The organism is Rhodovulum sp. FJ3 (genome assembly GCF_032918305.1).
Lineage (GTDB): Bacteria > Pseudomonadota > Alphaproteobacteria > Rhodobacterales > Rhodobacteraceae > SAT37.
Map to the genome: position 1 here is coordinate 551,658 of NZ_JAWJUU010000003.1, position 15,552 is coordinate 567,209.

General features: G+C 61.2%; 15 protein-coding genes. 5 read left to right on the forward strand and 10 right to left on the reverse strand.

The window, feature by feature from the left end; all coding sequences use genetic code 11:
- Window positions 1–54: 54 nt before the first annotated feature.
- Window positions 55–1,257: an acyl-CoA dehydrogenase family protein gene (locus R1W00_RS11515; RefSeq protein WP_317262878.1), complete on the reverse strand. Its 1,203-nt coding sequence runs from the start codon at window positions 1,255–1,257 to the stop codon at window positions 55–57.
- Between the two features lie 195 nt (window positions 1,258–1,452).
- Between R1W00_RS11515 and R1W00_RS11520 the strand changes: the two genes are divergently transcribed.
- The 4 genes from R1W00_RS11520 to R1W00_RS11535 are packed head-to-tail and all read left to right on the forward strand — an operon-like array spanning window position 1,453 to window position 5,348.
- Complete coding sequence (locus R1W00_RS11520) at window positions 1,453–2,619, forward strand: thiolase family protein (RefSeq protein ID WP_317262879.1); 1,167 nt, start codon at window positions 1,453–1,455, stop codon at window positions 2,617–2,619.
- A 21-nt stretch (window positions 2,620–2,640) separates the two neighbouring features.
- Window positions 2,641–3,105, forward strand: coding sequence for a MaoC/PaaZ C-terminal domain-containing protein (locus R1W00_RS11525; RefSeq protein WP_317262880.1), 465 nt, complete (start codon window positions 2,641–2,643; stop codon window positions 3,103–3,105).
- A 3-nt stretch (window positions 3,106–3,108) separates the two neighbouring features.
- The gene (locus tag R1W00_RS11530) at window positions 3,109–3,897 is read left to right on the forward strand and encodes an enoyl-CoA hydratase/isomerase family protein (protein ID WP_317262881.1); all 789 of its coding nucleotides are present in this window, start codon (window positions 3,109–3,111) and stop codon (window positions 3,895–3,897) included.
- Between the two features lie 35 nt (window positions 3,898–3,932).
- Window positions 3,933–5,348, forward strand: coding sequence for an aldehyde dehydrogenase family protein (locus R1W00_RS11535; RefSeq protein ID WP_317262882.1), 1,416 nt, complete (start codon window positions 3,933–3,935; stop codon window positions 5,346–5,348).
- Window positions 5,349–5,357: 9 nt separating this feature from the next.
- Here the strand turns inward: R1W00_RS11535 and R1W00_RS11540 are convergent, their stop codons facing one another.
- From R1W00_RS11540 to rpoN, 3 genes are all read right to left on the reverse strand, one after another.
- Window positions 5,358–6,179 (reverse strand): thioesterase family protein, encoded by an 822-nt coding sequence (locus tag R1W00_RS11540; RefSeq protein WP_317262883.1) that lies wholly within the window; start codon window positions 6,177–6,179, stop codon window positions 5,358–5,360.
- Between the two features lie 6 nt (window positions 6,180–6,185).
- Window positions 6,186–6,572: a Zn-ribbon domain-containing OB-fold protein gene (locus R1W00_RS11545; protein WP_317262884.1), complete on the reverse strand. Its 387-nt coding sequence runs from the start codon at window positions 6,570–6,572 to the stop codon at window positions 6,186–6,188.
- A gap of 75 nt (window positions 6,573–6,647) precedes the next feature.
- Window positions 6,648–8,075, reverse strand: a complete 1,428-nt coding sequence (rpoN, locus tag R1W00_RS11550) for an RNA polymerase factor sigma-54 (protein ID WP_317262885.1) — start codon at window positions 8,073–8,075, stop codon at window positions 6,648–6,650.
- A gap of 232 nt (window positions 8,076–8,307) precedes the next feature.
- On the opposite strand from rpoN, the gene R1W00_RS11555 reads away from it, so the two are divergent.
- Window positions 8,308–9,975 (forward strand): sigma-54 interaction domain-containing protein, encoded by a 1,668-nt coding sequence (locus tag R1W00_RS11555; protein WP_317262886.1) that lies wholly within the window; start codon window positions 8,308–8,310, stop codon window positions 9,973–9,975.
- On the opposite strand, the gene R1W00_RS11560 is transcribed toward R1W00_RS11555, so the two are convergent.
- From R1W00_RS11560 to R1W00_RS11585, 6 genes are all read right to left on the reverse strand, one after another.
- A complete protein-coding gene (locus R1W00_RS11560; RefSeq protein ID WP_317262887.1) occupies window positions 9,972–10,202 on the reverse strand; it encodes a tautomerase family protein in 231 nt (76 codons plus the stop codon). The two genes, R1W00_RS11555 and R1W00_RS11560, sit on opposite strands and share 4 nt — an antisense overlap.
- A gap of 105 nt (window positions 10,203–10,307) precedes the next feature.
- The gene (locus R1W00_RS11565) at window positions 10,308–11,393 is read right to left on the reverse strand and encodes a 3-hydroxyacyl-CoA dehydrogenase family protein (protein ID WP_317262888.1); all 1,086 of its coding nucleotides are present in this window, start codon (window positions 11,391–11,393) and stop codon (window positions 10,308–10,310) included.
- Window positions 11,390–12,574 carry an acetyl-CoA C-acyltransferase family protein gene (locus R1W00_RS11570; protein WP_317262889.1) on the reverse strand — a complete coding sequence of 395 codons (1,185 nt, stop codon included), beginning with the start codon at window positions 12,572–12,574 and terminating at the stop codon, window positions 11,390–11,392. Before R1W00_RS11570 ends, R1W00_RS11565 begins: the two co-directional genes overlap by 4 nt.
- A gap of 8 nt (window positions 12,575–12,582) precedes the next feature.
- A complete protein-coding gene (locus R1W00_RS11575; RefSeq protein ID WP_317262890.1) occupies window positions 12,583–13,605 on the reverse strand; it encodes a phosphotransferase family protein in 1,023 nt (340 codons plus the stop codon).
- The gene (locus R1W00_RS11580; protein ID WP_317262891.1) at window positions 13,602–14,810 is read right to left on the reverse strand and encodes an acyl-CoA dehydrogenase family protein; all 1,209 of its coding nucleotides are present in this window, start codon (window positions 14,808–14,810) and stop codon (window positions 13,602–13,604) included. Before R1W00_RS11580 ends, R1W00_RS11575 begins: the two co-directional genes overlap by 4 nt.
- Before the next feature lie 9 nt (window positions 14,811–14,819).
- Window positions 14,820–15,548 (reverse strand): SDR family NAD(P)-dependent oxidoreductase, encoded by a 729-nt coding sequence (locus R1W00_RS11585; protein ID WP_317262892.1) that lies wholly within the window; start codon window positions 15,546–15,548, stop codon window positions 14,820–14,822.
- Window positions 15,549–15,552: the final 4 nt, after the last annotated feature.

Sequence of the window (15,552 nt, forward strand, 5' to 3'; positions counted from 1 at the left end):
TAATGGAAAAGGGCGCCCATGGGCGCCCTTTGCTGTCTTAGTGGATTTGGCGCCTTATCCCGCCGCGCGACCCATTTGCCGCAGGCCGGTTTTACCGTGGTGGCGGTCGGCAACCTTATAGCCCAGCGCGTCTTCGGCGATCAGGACCTTTTGCACGTTTGCCGTGCCTTCGCCCGTGAACATCAGATCCGCATAACGGCGGTATTTCGCGATGCGGTATTCGCTGCTTAGGCCATAGCCGCCGAAAATCTGTTGCGCCTGATCGGTACAGAATTTCGCGGTGGTCGAGGCGTGGAATTTCGCAATGGACGCGATACGGTTGGTCGGCAGATCCATGTCCATCGCGCGGGCCGCTTGATAGACCAGAGCGCGGCTTGCCTCAATCGCGACAGCCATTTCGGCGATCTGGCTCTGGATCATCTGGTATTTGCCGATCGGCTGCCCCTTGATGATACGTTCGTTCGCGTATTGCACAGCGTCCTCATAGGCGCCAATCGCGATGCCAAGGGCCTTGGCCCCGATCACCGCGCGGCCACCTTGCAGGGCGCGCATGATGATTTTGAACCCCTCACCCTCTTTGCCCAGCATGTTTTCCGCAGGCACGGTGAAATCATCCAGATAGACCGCCGACACACGGAAGGAATTGGACAGACCGACGTCGATCGGCTGAGCCGTGTAGCCGGGGTATTTCTTGGGCTCGACAATAAAGGCCGACACGCCGCGCGCACCCGCATCCGGATCCGTTTTGGCAAGGACAATGCCCACATCGCATTCATCGCCCAAGGTCGCCCACATCTTGGAGCCGTTCAGTTTGTAAACGTCCCCCTCACGGCGCGCGGTCGTTTTCATCGCGCCAGCCGCATCCGAGCCGCCACCGGATTCCGTCAGGGCCATCATGCCGACCGTCTTACCGGCCAGCAGATCGGGCACGAACTTTTTAATCTGCTCTTCGGTGCCGCCCAGATAGATACAGGCGGGACAGTTGCCTCCATTCTGGTTGAACCCGCCATAGCGCACATCCATGCGCGCGATTTCTTCGATCAGGACAGCGGCGGCCAGATAGCCCATGTCACTGCCGCCGACCTCTTCGGGGAAGGTCGCGCCATAGTATCCGGCCTCGCCCGCCTTGCGGATCAGATCACGAGGCAGTTCGCCGCGCGCTTCATAGTCGTCCATTACGGGAATGACCTCGGTCTCCATGAAACGACGGATCGAGTCACGGATCGCGGGGATTTCTTCGGGCAACATTTCGTCCATACTGGGCAATCTCCGGTGCAATTGGTTGATCACGATAGCCCGACACGTGGCGTGAACCGACGATACGGGATTGGCGGCCAGAGAAGCAACGCCCGTGCCAAAACCGGCCCCTCGAAATTTTCGCCGCACCACACGGCCTTTGGCATACATTGTGCGGCCCACCCGCCCAACGCATGTGACCAGAGGGACAGGTTTATGACTCTACGAAATCGCGCGGTCATCGTTGGTGTCGGCGAGAGCGAAATCGGCAAGGTGCCGCATATGACGGGCCTTGGGCTGAACGCGCAGGCCGCGCGCCGCGCCATTGCGGACGCAGGGATCAAACACACCGATATCGACGGCCTGTTGACCGCCTATTCCTTTACCGAACCCTATTTCATGCTGGGTTCGGTTCTGGCGGAATACCTTGGGATTGCGCCGCGCTATTCGGCATCTGTGATCGCGGGGGGCGCGTCGCCGACGGTGATGTTGAACCACGCCGCACAGGCCGTGAACACGGGTCAGGCCGAGGTGGTTCTGGTCTGTGCCGGTGAAAACCGCGCCACGGGCATGTCGCGGGACGAAGCGGTGGGCGCCCTGACCGCCGTGGGCCACCCCTATTTCGAGGCCCCTTATGGCGTTGGTATTCCCTCGCTCTATGCGCTGGTGGCCAATGCCTATATGGAAAAATACGGCACCACGCGCGAACAGATGGCCTCGGTCTGTGTAAGTACGCGCGCGAACGCCCTGAAACATCCCAACGCCCATATGAAAAAGCCACTCAGCATCGATGACGTGCTGAACGCGAAACCGATTTCGGACCCGTTCAACCTGTTTGATTGTGCCCTGATTTCGGATGCGGGCGGGGCGTTCATTGTGACGACACCTGAACGCGCGGCGGACATGTCGGGCACGCCTGTCTATCTGGCGGGCATCGGCGAGGCACATACCCATGAGCACCTGATCGCCGCGCCCAGCCTGACCGATTTCGGCGCCGAACACTCGGGTCAGCGCGCCTATAGCATGGCGGGTCTGGGGCCGGACGATATTGACGTGGCGATGCTCTATGACTGTTTCTCGATCGTGCCGATCATCGAGATGGAGGAACTGGGCCTTGCACCGCGTGGTGAGGGCGGCGCGGTCTTTGCGGCAGGCGACACACAGATTGGCGGGCGCCGGCCGGTGAACACGCATGGCGGGATGCTGTCGCATGCGCATGCGGGCGCGGTCGGTGGCCTGATGGGCGTGATCGAGGCCGTGCGCCAGTTGCGCGGCGACGCGGGCGAGCGTCAGACGCCGAACGCGACCACCGCCCTTGTCCATGGCGAAGGCGGCATCCTGTCGTCGCATTGTACAGCGGTTCTGACATCCGAACCGCGCTGAATTACCTGACGGAGATTGATTATGACGACCGAACCCCGTGGCATGTATTTCGAGGATTTCGAGATCGGCCAAGTCATCGAGACCCCGCGCCGCACTGTCACGTCGACGGACATTGTGAATTTCGCCTGCCTGTCGGGGGATTTCAACGAGGTGCACACCAACTTCGAATATTGCAAGGACACGCCCTTTGGCGAACCGATCGCGCACGGGCCTTTGGTCTATGCGATCATGGGCGGTCTGCAATACGCATCCGGCGTGAATGACGGCACGCTGCTGGCGCTGTTGGGGATCGACGAATGGCGCATGCATTTGCCGGTGAAACACGGTGACACCTTGCACATGCGCGCGATTGTCGAGACCAAGAAAGAAACGTCCAAGCCCGATCGCGGTGTGGTCACGTTCAAGCGGGAATTCGTCAACCAGCGCGATGAGGTAATCCAGAGCATGAAGGCGACGATCATGTACAAACGCCGCGCGGAGGGCTGATCCATGTCAGATGAACTGCTGTTTGAGGTCGAAAACGGGGTGGCGACGATCACGCTGAACCGACCGGACAAGCGCAATTCCTTTCACGACGACATGGTGCGTCAGTGGGTGGCGTGGCTGGAAGAGTGCAAGACCCGCGACGACGTCAAGGTGATCGTCTTTACCGGCACCGAGAAATCCTTTTCCGCAGGCGGCGACACGTCCAAGTTCAAGGACAAGGCCGAACAGACCCCGTTGCAGGCCAAGGCGGGCATGATGGCCAACACCCAATCCTTGGCGCGCAAGGTGGCCGAGATCGACAAACCGATCATCGCCGCGATCAACGGCATGGCTGTTGGCGGGGGACTGGACGTTGCGTTGATGTGCGATGTGCGTCTGATGGCCGATGATGCGCGGGTGGCCGAGACATACGCGAAAATGGGTCTGATCCCCGGCGTTGGCGGGGCGTGGTTCCTGCCGCGGATTATTGGCAAGTCGGCGGCGCTGGACCTGTTCTGGACCTCGCGCTGGGTGGATGCGGATGAGGCGCTGTCGCTGGGCCTTGTGAACCGTGTCTTTCCCGCGGACACGTTCCGCGATGAGGTGCGCGCCTATGCCCAACAGATCGCCGATGCCGCCCCCCTGTCGGTGCGGTTTATCAAACGTCTGGTTCTGGGCGCAGAGGACACCGACCTGCACAGCCACCTTGATACGCTCAGTTCCCACATCGCCCTTGTGCGGACCAGCGACGACCACAAAGAGGCCGTCGCCGCATTTAAGGAAAAGCGCAAACCGAATTTCAAAGGGGCCTGAGGCACATCGTCCGCCCCGAGCCGAAAGAGATAACGATGAAAGAATACAATCAGTTTTACATCGATGGCGCATGGGTTGATCCCCTGTCCTCTACCCCGTTCGAATTGGTGAACCCCGCCACCGAAGAGGTGTTCGGCACGGTCGCCTTGGGCAGTGTTGCCGACGTCGAGGCCGCCGTCGCCGCCGCCAAGCGCGCCCTGCCCGCCTTTGCCGCCCAGACCAAGGACGACCGCATCGCCCTGCTGGAACGCATTATCGACGCTTACGTCGCCCGTCAGGACGATCTGATGGCGGCGTTGACACTGGAAATGGGGGCGCCTGCGCGTTTAACCCAACAAACCGGTGCCGGTCTGGCCGCGCTGAAACAGGCGGTCGAAACCCTGCGCGATTATGACTTCGAAGAGGACATGGGCACCTATATCCTGCAACGTGAGGCGATCGGCATTGCCGGTCTGATCACGCCGTGGAACTGGCCGGTGCAACTGATCTGTAACAAGCTGGCCTCGGCCTTTGCCGCCGGTTGTCCCGTGGTTCTAAAACCATCGGAGTTCACGCCGGTCAGCGCGCTGGTCTTTGCCGAGATCATCGATGCCGCCGATGTACCCAAGGGCGCGTTCAACCTTGTGAACGGGGACGGCCCCACGGTCGGAAACGCGATTTCGTCGCATCATGACATCGGGGTCGTGTCGTTCACCGGTTCGACCCGTGCGGGCATTCTGGTGGCCGAGGCCGCCGCGCCGTCGGTGAAACGCGTCACACAAGAACTGGGCGGGAAATCCGCGAACCTGATCCTGCCCGACGGGGATGTTGCAGCTGCGGCCAACTATAACGTCACGCGCGGCTATTCAAACTCGGGGCAATCGTGCCATTCGCCGACCCGCATTCTGGTGCCCGAGGACAAGCTTGAGGAACTGGTCACCCACCTGCAATCCAGCGTCGCCGCGCATATCCGCGTGGGCGATCCGACCGATCCCGAAACGACCCACGGCCCCGTGGTGAACCGCGCCCAGTTCGACCGCATTCAGGCCTATATCCAATCCGCCATTGATGAGGGCGCGCGCCTGATCACTGGCGGCCCCGGTCGCCCTGATGGCCTAAACCGCGGGTTCTTTATTCAGCCGACGATCTTTGTGGTGACGCCGGATATGACTATCGCCCGCGAAGAAATCTTCGGCATGGTGACCTCGGTCATGACCTACAAAACCGTGGAAGAGGCAATCGCGCTGGCCAATGACACCGAATACGGGCTGGGCGCCTATGTGTTCGGCGAAGACCGCGAAACGGCCCTGAACGTCTGCCGCCAGATGCAGGCAGGTCGCGTGTTCTACAACGGCTGCGCGGCCAGCACTGTCGCCCCGATGGGCGGCTACAAGAAATCCGGCAACGGGCGCGAAATGGGCGTCTATGGCATGGAAGAATATTTGGAAACCAAGGCGATCCTTGGTTTCTAGATTACCGCATCACGGGTTGTCGGAGAGCGCCTTGCGCAGGAACTCCGGCAACTCGGTCGCGCGGCGCGTGGTCATATCCACCGCCACAAGTCCCTGATCCGAAACCGCAACAGGTGTGCCGTCGGCGGCGAAAAACCGGTGGCGCAGCGTGATGTTTTTGCGACCGGTTTCGGCGACCTGCACCGTGCTGCACAAGCGCGTGCCCACGGGAACGGGTGCAAAAACGGTCATCTTGGTTTCGACCCCCATCCGCGAAATCGCGTGTTCGCGCACGTATTCAGGGGTAAAGCCCAGCCGCCCCATGTGATCCGAAGACGCCGCCGCAATTCGCCCCATCAACCAGTCAAGCGACAGCCCGCCCAAATGGTCCAATTCCTTGGGCTGGACATAGCCGTGCTGCACCATGTCGTTCGTGTCGACAGTAGAGGCCAGCGGTCTATGCGGCGCGCCGTCAATGCCGCGCGGCAAGGCCAGCTTGACCACGTCGGACGCGACAACCGGCAGATCGCCCAAGCCCGTCACATGGTCCAATGCCGTCGCCGATAGGCGTCCATCCGAGGTCAGCACATGCACGCAGACACCGGCAAACGGCCCGTCTCCGATCACGGCGCTGCGGATTTCGACCGGCGCGGCCTCAAGCAGTTCACGGTGAAAGCGCGTATGCTGGGCCAGCACGCCGGTTGGCGCCACCCCGCACATATCGCGCGCGACAAACCCTGCCTGTTGAAAACAGCGCAAATACTGACGCACGTTCCAGTGGCGATTGTGGTCACATTCCCATGTCTCGACCCGCGTCATAAATGTCGGGGTGCCGATGGTGCATATGTCCATGTGGGGTCAGGTCCTTTGAAACACAGGTAAGGTATCGCCGTCCTTACCCTGTTCAAAGGTGACGGCGACGGTGTCCCCGATCTGTACATCCAACGCGTCCTCGCCAACAAGGGTCGTAATCATGCGCGGACCCTCGGCGACGTTAATGGCGGCGATGACATAGGGCACCTTGTCCGCATAGGCCGGCAGCGGCGCACGACGCACGATGGTGAACGTCTCGACCTTGCCTTTGCCGGTGCTATCGATCCACGCCAGATCCGCCTCCCAACAGGTGGTGCAATGGTGGCGCGGAGGAAATTGCACGGCGTCACAGCGGTTGCATTTCTGAAAGGTTAGCCGCCCCTCTTTAGCCGCCGCAAAGTATTCCTGCGAGTCACCGTTCGCCAGCGTCATCTGATTGCTCCATGGTTTTGGGTGGGCCACGCGGGCCCGTTCTCAGGGGACTAGCAACTGACGTGCCGGAATGGCCTAGGCGACACAGGCCTCGGCCTCAATGCGGGCGGCACTGTGCTGGCGGCGGCGAATGGAAGACGGGGGAATATTCATCATTTCCCGATACTTGGCCACGGTGCGGCGGGCGATATTGACGCCCTCGCCCTTTAGGGTCGCCGTAATCGCATCGTCTGACAGAACTTTTTTGCCCTGCTCGCCCTCGATCAGTTTGCGGATGCGTGCACGAATGGATTCCGCCGATACGTCCTCGGCGCTGCCTTCGCCGGACAGGGCGTTCGAGAAAAAGTATTTAAGCTCAAACAGACCACGGTTCGTCATCAGATATTTGCCCGAAATCGCACGGCACACGGTCGACCGGTGCATCCCGATCGCGTCGGCCACATCGGCCTGGCACAGGGGTTTGATATGCTCGACCCCCTTGAGCAAAAAGTCCTGCTGGCGTTTGACGATCTCGGTCGCGACCTTCAGCATCGTGTTGGCGCGTTGATCCAGGTTCCGCGCCAGCCAGTTCGCATCGCGCATACAATCGGTCACGAACCGCACATCGTTCTCGCCGGACGCAACCGCGCGCATTTCCGAATAATATTCACGGTTCACCAGAACCTTGGGCAACAGGGCCGAGTTCAGCTCGACATGCGTGGTTCCGTCGGGGCGCAGTTCGACGTTCACATCGGGCATCGCGGGCAAAACAGCGTCGGTATCGAACTGACGTCCGGGGCGCGGGTCCAGCATGCGGATCTGACGCGCCATTTCCGCGATCTCGACGCGGTCCACGCCGCACAGACGCGCCAGCGCGGCCAGATCGAATTTGGCCAGCATATCGAGATTGTCCAACAAGATGTCCATTTCGTCGGTCAACTCGCCCGCCTCATCCAGTTGCAGGCGCAGACATTCCCCCAGATCACGTGCGCCAACCCCGGTGGGCTCTAACCCCTGAATCAGGTGCAGCGCATGTTCGACGCGGGTCTCGACGATCCCCAACACGTCGGCAATTTCGTCAAGATCGCGGCGCAGGTATCCATCAGGGTCCAGCGATTCAACGATTTCCCGCGCCAACAGGCGATCGACCGCATTGTGGATGGTCAGATCGACCTGTTCCAACAGATGTTCACGCAGGGTTTGACGGCGGGCAAAGGTTTCCTCGATGCTGCGCAGATCACCGGCGGCAGCACCCCCGCTACGAGCCACGGACAGCGAGGTTCCGCCCTTGGGTGGCTCGGATTTCGCGGCGGGCGCGGTCGGTTGGGATTGTGGTGCGGCGGTGGACACGGGACGCGTTTCGGGCAGGACCACGTCGATCAGCGGGTTACGCTCTTCCTGCTCTTTGAGATAGCTGCACAGTTCGTCGTGATTACACTTTAGCAGCTTGATCGACTGGATCACACGCGGTGTAATCGCAATAGTCTTCTTGGTCTGTACAGACAGACGACGCCCTAATTCCATTGTGTCCTCCCTCGGTCCTGCGCCGGCACAGGACTCCTCCTGAAGAGAGGTTATCGCGTTCTACCTTTGGCTAGTATCATGCCAAACCTGTGGCCGCGATAGGTACAGAATATAGCAAGAGTGCATTCTGTGCGGACACATTGGAACCGCACCCCCCACAGTGTATCCGTTTTGGACAGGCGAACGCGGTTTTTTGCAGCTTTGCACAGCTCCGCGCAGAGGGAGGTTTGTTTTGTCTATTTCCGAACAAAAGGGTCCGGGGGTCAAGGGGGTCGTGCTTTTGGACGATGCCGGCAAGTGCGCGGCCGCATACGGGGCCGGTGCGGACATGCGGATTCGCAGCATGGTCACCAATGCCGAGTGGCTAAAAGAGGCGACTGACCGGCGGCTGACCCCGATCCTGTTGAACGATGCGCAATATTCCGCGCTTGTAACCAAGGTGCCCGAGGGGACGCTGATCCTGTTGTCGGAACCGCCGTCGGACGCGGTCCTGAATTTCATCCTCAGCGTCGATTTCGCCTATGACATCCTGAACCATATCCTGATGGACCCCTATGATGCGATGGCGGTCGTGGGGGGCGACGAAAAGCTGGCCTATATCTCGCCCGTGCATGAAAAATTCTTTGGCCTGCAAGCGGGTGAGGCTGTCGGCAAGAGCGTCCGCGATGTGATCGAGAACTCGCGCCTGCACCATGTTGTGCGCACGGGGATCGCTGAGGTGGGTCAGATCCACCGGATGCGCGGCAAGGATCGCGTGGTGTCGCGCCATCCGATCCTGAACGACGGCAAGATCGTGGGTGCCATCGGGCGCATCATGTTCAAAGGCCCCCAACAGGTCGAAGCCATGTCGCGCCGCATCAACGCGCTGGAAGAGGAAATCGCGACCTATAAGGCCAAGGCGTCATCCGAAAACACCGACAACGCCTATCTGGACGCCATCGTCGGCCAGAGCTTTGCCATCCGTGCGGTCAAGGATCAGATCCGCAAGGTTGCGCCGCTGGACATCCCCGTTCTGGTGCAAGGCGAAAGCGGCACCGGCAAGGAACTGGTCGCGCAGGCCCTGCATATGCTGAGCCCCCGCCATGAGGGCCGTTTGGTCACCGTAAACGCCGCCGCCCTGCCCGAGTCCTTGGTCGAGAGCGAACTGTTCGGCTATGAGGCCGGATCGTTCACCGGTGCCGACCGCAAGGGCCGCGCAGGCAAGTTCGAACAGGCCGACAAAGGCACGATCTTCCTTGATGAGATCGGGGACATGCCGCTTGAGGTGCAATCAAAGCTGCTCCGCGTTCTTCAGGACCGGATGGTCGAACGCGTCGGCGGGGCCAAGCCCAAGCGCGTCGATTTCCGTCTGTTCTCGGCCACCAACCGCGACCTAGAGGCGTTCATCGAACAGGACCGGTTCCGTCTGGACCTGTTCTACCGGATCAGCCCCGTTGTGATCGCGATGCCGACGCTGGAAGAGCGCCTTGAGGACATCCCCCTGTTGCTGAACCACTTCGTCACCGATCTGGCCACGCAATACAACCGCCCCCAACCCGAGATCGATCTGAACGTCCATGACTACCTAATGGAACAGAAATGGCCCGGAAACGTGCGCCAACTGCGCCACATGGTGGAACGCGCGATGGTCTTTGCCGAGGACGGGCGCCTGCGGATTGAGGATTTCCAACGCGGCACGGCATTCGGAGCGAAAAAGGTGCCCTCCCCTGCCACCCCAAGCATGGCCGTCAAATCCGGCGCGACCCTGAAGGAAACCGTCGAGGCCCTCGAAAACAAGCTGATCAACGACGCGATCATCCGGTTCAAGGGCAACAAGAAAAAGGCGGCGGAACACTTGGGCGTGTCACGCTCGTATCTCTATAAAAAGCTTGAGGAAATCGCGGAACAGGCCGAGGCCTAGAACCGCTCGTACCCCGGTTGTTTGTAAATCGTATCCTGACGTCCCGCGATGTCAGGATCATAGACCTGTGTGTTCCAATCGTCGGGCAACACGTCCTCAATGGCGACAGAAATCGCCTCTTGGGATGTGCCAAGGGTGTTCATCACGGCAAGGGCGACGCGTTCGGCAAGACGTTTCTTGTCTTGTTCGCTGCGGCCTGCTGCCATTTTCACGATGACATGGGGCATGGGGTGACCTCCGGTTGATGCGGGCCGTTCAGGACCGCCCGCGTGTTATGGACGGGGGAACGGCGCACTTCGGATGCCATTCCCCGCGACCGGAGGTGTCAGATTTCAGACCACAGGCGCGGGCGCGGGATGCCCATAGGCGGTGGCAAAATCACTTAAACGTTTGCTGACGCCCTCTGAACCTAACCGCTTCAGCATCTCACCTGGCGTCAGACCCAGACGGAACGCCATGCGCGCACCGGTATCAATCGCGTCCAAGGTCGCCGTACCTTCGGCAAGCTCTTCAACCACGGGCAACAGGATCGCGTTTTCCAGCCGCTCGCCAATCTGATCGGCGGTTTGGGGATCCAGCGGCGCGGGTTCCTCGTCGATCTGCCACGGGGTGTTGTCCGTGCCATGTGCAATCAACCCCGCCGCCGCCTCATAGAACGGCCCTAGCGCACCAAGGTTACGCACGGCGTTCAAGTTGGTCGCCGTACCGATGATGTTCATCACCGCAAACGGCCCAAGCGCAAGCCCCAACCGATCCCGTGCAATCGCGTCAATCTGGGCCGTGGTGGCAAGACCTTGGTCCAGAACATGGACCGCCTCATTGGTGTAGGGACAAAAAAACCGGTTCAGGGCAAACCCGTTCTGATCCTTGCAGGCGATCACGGTTTTGCCGGTGCGCGTCAGAAACGCATCCGCCGCACGCAGGCAATCGTCGCGCGTTGCCGGACCTTGGATCAACTCGACCACGGGGTTGATTTCGGCGGGGCTAAAATAGTGCATCCCGCAAAACCGGCCCGCATCGGCCAGATCGGCGACAATGTCGGACAGGCGCAGGCAACTGGTGTTGCTGGCAAGGATCGTATCGGCGCGCACGACCTGCTCCAGATCGGCAAAGATCGCCTTTTTCAGGGGCAGGTTTTCAAAAACGGCTTCAATCACCAGATCACAATCGGCCAGCGCGGACATATCCGTCGCCGTCGTCACCCGCGCGCCCGCCGCAGCGGCCACATCCGTGGTGATCCGGTCCTTGGCGACCTGCCGATCAAGATAGCGCGACAGTTTCCCTCGCGCCCGATCCAACGTGTCCGCGTCACGGTCAAGCAGCACCACGTCCAACCCAGACATGGCGGCGTTGATCATGATCCCTGCCCCCATGGTGCCCGCGCCCACAATGCCCAAACGGTTGATGTCGATGCTCATGCGGTAAGGTTCTCAACGATCAGGGCGATGCCTTGGCCACCGCCGATGCACATGGTCGCCGCGCCATAGCGCCCGCCGGTGCGTTTCAGTTCATAGAGCAGCTTGGTCGTGATGACCGCGCCACTGGCCCCGATAGGATGGCCAAGCGCAACCGCGCCGCCGTTCGGGTTCACCTTGGCGGCGTTCAGGTTCAATTCCGCACTGACCGCGCAGGCCTGTGCGGCAAAGGCCTCATTTGACTCGATGACGTCCAGATCATCGACGCCCAAACCCGCCTTTTCCAAGGCGACCTGCATCGCAGGCACAGGCCCGATGCCCATAAAGGCCGGATCGACGCCCGCATGCCCATAGGCCACCACACAGGCCATCGGCGCAACGCCACGCGCCGCCGCCGCATCCCCCGTCATCAGAACAACCGAGGCCGCGCCATCGTTGATGCCGCTGGCGTTGCCCGCCGTGACCTTGCCATCCTTTTTGAACACGGCGCGCAGTTTGACCATGTTCTCGACACTGGCGTCGGCACGGACATGTTCGTCTGTCTTGAACACCACGTCGCCCTTGCGGGTCTTCAGGGTGATCGGAACGATCTGTTCGTCAAAATAGCCCGCCTCAATCGCCGCAGCCGCGCGGCGGTGACTTTCGACGGCAAAGGCATCTTGGGTCTCGCGCGAGATGCCGTATTTCTCGGCGACGTTTTCGGCAGTGACGCCCATGTGCCCGTGTCCGAACGGATCGGTCAGAACGGCGGTCATCATGTCGATTGCGGTGCTGTCGCCCATTTTCTGGCCCCAGCGCGCGGACGGGATCAGATATCCCGCACGGCTCATGCTTTCGGTGCCGCCCGCGATGGCGGTATCCGTGTCCCCCATGGCAAGGGCCTGAACCGCGGACACAATCGCCTGCAACCCCGAGCCGCACAGCCGGTTCACAGTCAGGGCGGGTGTGTTATGCGCCATGCCCGTTTCAATCGCGATTGTGCGCGACACATACATATCGCGCGGTTCGGTATGGATGACGTTGCCGTAAAACGCCTGCCCTATGTCCGCGGGTGTCAGGCCCGCGCGGGCGATCGCCTCTTTCGCGGTGGCGACGCCCAGTTCCGTCGGGGTCAGGCCCGCCAATGCGCCGCCAAAGTCACCCACTGCGGTGCGGGCGGCGGATACCAATACGATGTCTTTCATGATCTGTCCTATATGTCGTGGTGGCCGTTCACCACCTCCATGCCGCGAATGGCCAGCTTGCGCGCCAAATCGCCGTGGGTTGTTGCGTCGGCCCCTGCGGCGGTGCCTGCGCGCACGCGGTCAGCAATCCCGACCCAAATCACGGAAAACCGGAACAGGGCAAAGGCCTTGTGAAACGTGGTCAGGGGACCGGCGGCGGGATTTTTTACCATATACCGGTCCACGAATGCGGCCTCATCCGGAAGGTTCAGCGCGGTTAGATCACGCCCTAGAACCCCACCGTATTCATCGGGCGCGGTGTGCCATGCCAGTGCACAAAACCCCAGATCGGCCAAAGGATGGCCCAGCGTCGACAGTTCCCAGTCAAGGATCGCAACCACGCGCGGCTCGGTCGGGTGAAAGATGACGTTGCCCATCCGGAAATCGCCATGCGCCAGACTGACCGCGCCATCATCGGCGGGCTGATTGTCGCGCAGCCACGCCGCCAAGGCATCCAGTTCGGGGATCGGGTCACTGGGGCTTTCGTCCCATTGGCGGGACCAGCGGGCGATCTGACGTTCGAAATAATTGCCAGGCCGACCGAAATCGCCCAAGCCCACCCCATCTGGGCGCACCGCATGCATGGCGGCCATCGCATCGGCCAGACCCATCCACAGCGCAGGGCGTTCCGACGGATCGGCATCGGGCAAGGCACAGTCGGAAAAGACGCGACCATCCACCCGCTCCATCAGGTAAAACGGCGTCCCCAACAAATCCGCGTCCTCATGAAACAGGATCGGACGGGGCACCGGTACGCCGGTGGGGTGCAAGGCCGTCAACACGCGGTATTCGCGGTCCACCGCATGCGCCCCGCGCAGGATCGGGCCGTTGGGCTGTTTGCGCAGCACCATACGGTGATCGCCAAAGGTCACGAAATAGGTCGGGTTCGACTGACCACCGGCGATGCGCTCGATGTCCATCGGGGCCCGCGCGCCGAAATGACCCGCCAGAAACCCGTCCAGAGCGTCCGCGCTGAAATCCAGATCGCTCATGCGCCGACATCCCACTTCCAGAAATCGCAGCCCTCTTTTTCGACATTGCGGTGCAGCACCATCTTGTGGACCTCATCCGCGCCGTCGACCAGACGCGCCTGACGGGCATAGCGGTAAATCCATTCCAGAGGCGTGTCCTTGGAATAGCCGCGCGCACCGTTGATCTGGATCGCGGTATCGGCGGCCTTGTGCAGGACATTGGCCACATGAACCTTGGCCATCGACACCTCTTTGCGGGCAAACCCGCCACGGTCCAGTTCCCACGCGGCCTTCATCACCAGCATCCGACCGATTTCGATCTGCATCGCCAGATCGCCCAGCATCATCTGAACGCTCTCGCGTTTGGACAGACGTTCGCCAAAGGCAAACCGGTTGTGGGCGTATTCGCTTGCGATCTCGACACAGCGTTTGGATAGGCCCAGCCAGCGCATGCAATGGGTCAAACGCGCCGGACCCAACCGGATCTGGGTCAGCTTCAGGCCATCGCCCTCATTCATCAACAGGTTCTCGGCGGGGATGACCATGTCCTCATAGACGACCTCGCAATGGCCGCCGTGCTCTTCTGGTCCCATGATCGGGATGCGGCGTTCGATCCGGAACCCGGGCGTGTCGCGCTTGTGCAGGAATGCCGACAACCCCTTGCGCGGATCATCCGAGGTGCGCGCGATCAGGATGAAATGGTCACTCTCCTCGGCGCCGGTGATGAACCATTTTCGGCCCCGCACCACATATGTGTCCCCGACCCGTTTCGCCGTGGTCAGCATCATGCCCCCCGGATCGGATCCCGACCCCGGCGCCGGTTCGGTCATGACAAAGGCCGATTGCACATCGCCGCGCACGATCGGTTGCAGCCATTCCTCTTTTTGCTTGGCGGTCCCGATCTTTTCCAGAACCTGCATATTGCCGTCATCCGGCGCGGCCGCGTTGAACACCACGGGCCCAAAAATGGAACGGTTCATCTCCTCATAGCAAACCGCCATGCCTTGGATGCCAAGCTCTTGCCCGCCGGTTTCCTGTTTCAACTGAAGGCACCACAGACCCTCGGCCTTGGCCCGCGCGCGCAGGTCCTGCAGCACGTCCTTGCGGATGTTTTCATGCGGATCGTAATTCGCACGATCCTCTTCCAGCGGCATGATCTCGTCTTCAACAAACCGCGCGATACGGGCGCGAAAATCCTCAACGCGGGGGGAAATAGTAAAGTCCATCAGATCATCCTACAGCGAAGAAACAAGGTGACCGCCATCCACGACGATCTCGGAGCCGGTCATGAACGCGCTGTCATCACTGGCCAGCAACATCAGCGGCCCGTCCAGATCGGACATCTGGCCAAGGCGGCGCTGGGGCACGCGTTTGATCAGCGCCTGACCGGCGTCAGACGCGAAAAAGTCACGGTTCAGGTCGGTTTCGATATAGCCTGGGCACAGGGCATTCACGCGAATGCCATAGCGCGCCCATTCAAGGGCAAGGCTTTTGGTCATCTGCACCACGCCCGCCTTGGCCGTGGCATAGGCCGACAGGTTGCCCGCCACCCGCAGACCAAGGATCGAGGCGATGTTGACGATGCTGCCCCCCTTACCCGCCGCGACGAGGGCCTGCCCCGCCGCCTGCGCCACGCGGAATACGCCGGTCAAATCGGTATCGATGACCCAGTTCCAATCGTCCATTTCCGTCTTCAACGCGGGCCCGTCATAGGTCACACCGGCGTTGTTGATGACAATGTCATAGGCGCGGTCGAACCCCGCGCGGACACTTTCGCCATCGGTGACATCCATCGCCACAGCCCGCGCATCGCCACCGATCTCGGCCACTAGCGTCTCAAGCCGGTCGACACGGCGCGCGGCCACGGTGACCTCTGCCCCTTGGGCCGCCAGAACCCGCGCGAAATGCGCCCCAAGGCCCGAAGACGCCCCCGTCACAAGGGCGGTTTTTCCGTCCAGTTTCATCGCC

What these genes read in the sequence shown, in the direction of transcription:
- R1W00_RS11540 (WP_317262883.1), bottom strand. Translation starts at nt 6,179, where the DNA reads ATGGACATATGCACCATCGGCACCCCGACATTTATGACGCGGGTCGAG.
- R1W00_RS11515 (WP_317262878.1), bottom strand. Translation starts at nt 1,257, where the DNA reads ATGGACGAAATGTTGCCCGAAGAAATCCCCGCGATCCGTGACTCGATC.
- R1W00_RS11570 (WP_317262889.1), bottom strand. Translation starts at nt 12,574, where the DNA reads ATGAAAGACATCGTATTGGTATCCGCCGCCCGCACCGCAGTGGGTGAC.
- R1W00_RS11535 (WP_317262882.1), top strand. Translation starts at nt 3,933, where the DNA reads ATGAAAGAATACAATCAGTTTTACATCGATGGCGCATGGGTTGATCCC.
- R1W00_RS11575 (WP_317262890.1), bottom strand. Translation starts at nt 13,605, where the DNA reads ATGAGCGATCTGGATTTCAGCGCGGACGCTCTGGACGGGTTTCTGGCG.
- rpoN (WP_317262885.1), bottom strand. Translation starts at nt 8,075, where the DNA reads ATGGAATTAGGGCGTCGTCTGTCTGTACAGACCAAGAAGACTATTGCG.
- R1W00_RS11585 (WP_317262892.1), bottom strand. Translation starts at nt 15,548, where the DNA reads ATGAAACTGGACGGAAAAACCGCCCTTGTGACGGGGGCGTCTTCGGGC.
- R1W00_RS11545 (WP_317262884.1), bottom strand. Translation starts at nt 6,572, where the DNA reads ATGACGCTGGCGAACGGTGACTCGCAGGAATACTTTGCGGCGGCTAAA.
- R1W00_RS11525 (WP_317262880.1), top strand. Translation starts at nt 2,641, where the DNA reads ATGACGACCGAACCCCGTGGCATGTATTTCGAGGATTTCGAGATCGGC.
- R1W00_RS11530 (WP_317262881.1), top strand. Translation starts at nt 3,109, where the DNA reads ATGTCAGATGAACTGCTGTTTGAGGTCGAAAACGGGGTGGCGACGATC.
- R1W00_RS11580 (WP_317262891.1), bottom strand. Translation starts at nt 14,810, where the DNA reads ATGGACTTTACTATTTCCCCCCGCGTTGAGGATTTTCGCGCCCGTATC.
- R1W00_RS11520 (WP_317262879.1), top strand. Translation starts at nt 1,453, where the DNA reads ATGACTCTACGAAATCGCGCGGTCATCGTTGGTGTCGGCGAGAGCGAA.
- R1W00_RS11565 (WP_317262888.1), bottom strand. Translation starts at nt 11,393, where the DNA reads ATGAGCATCGACATCAACCGTTTGGGCATTGTGGGCGCGGGCACCATG.
- R1W00_RS11560 (WP_317262887.1), bottom strand. Translation starts at nt 10,202, where the DNA reads ATGCCCCATGTCATCGTGAAAATGGCAGCAGGCCGCAGCGAACAAGAC.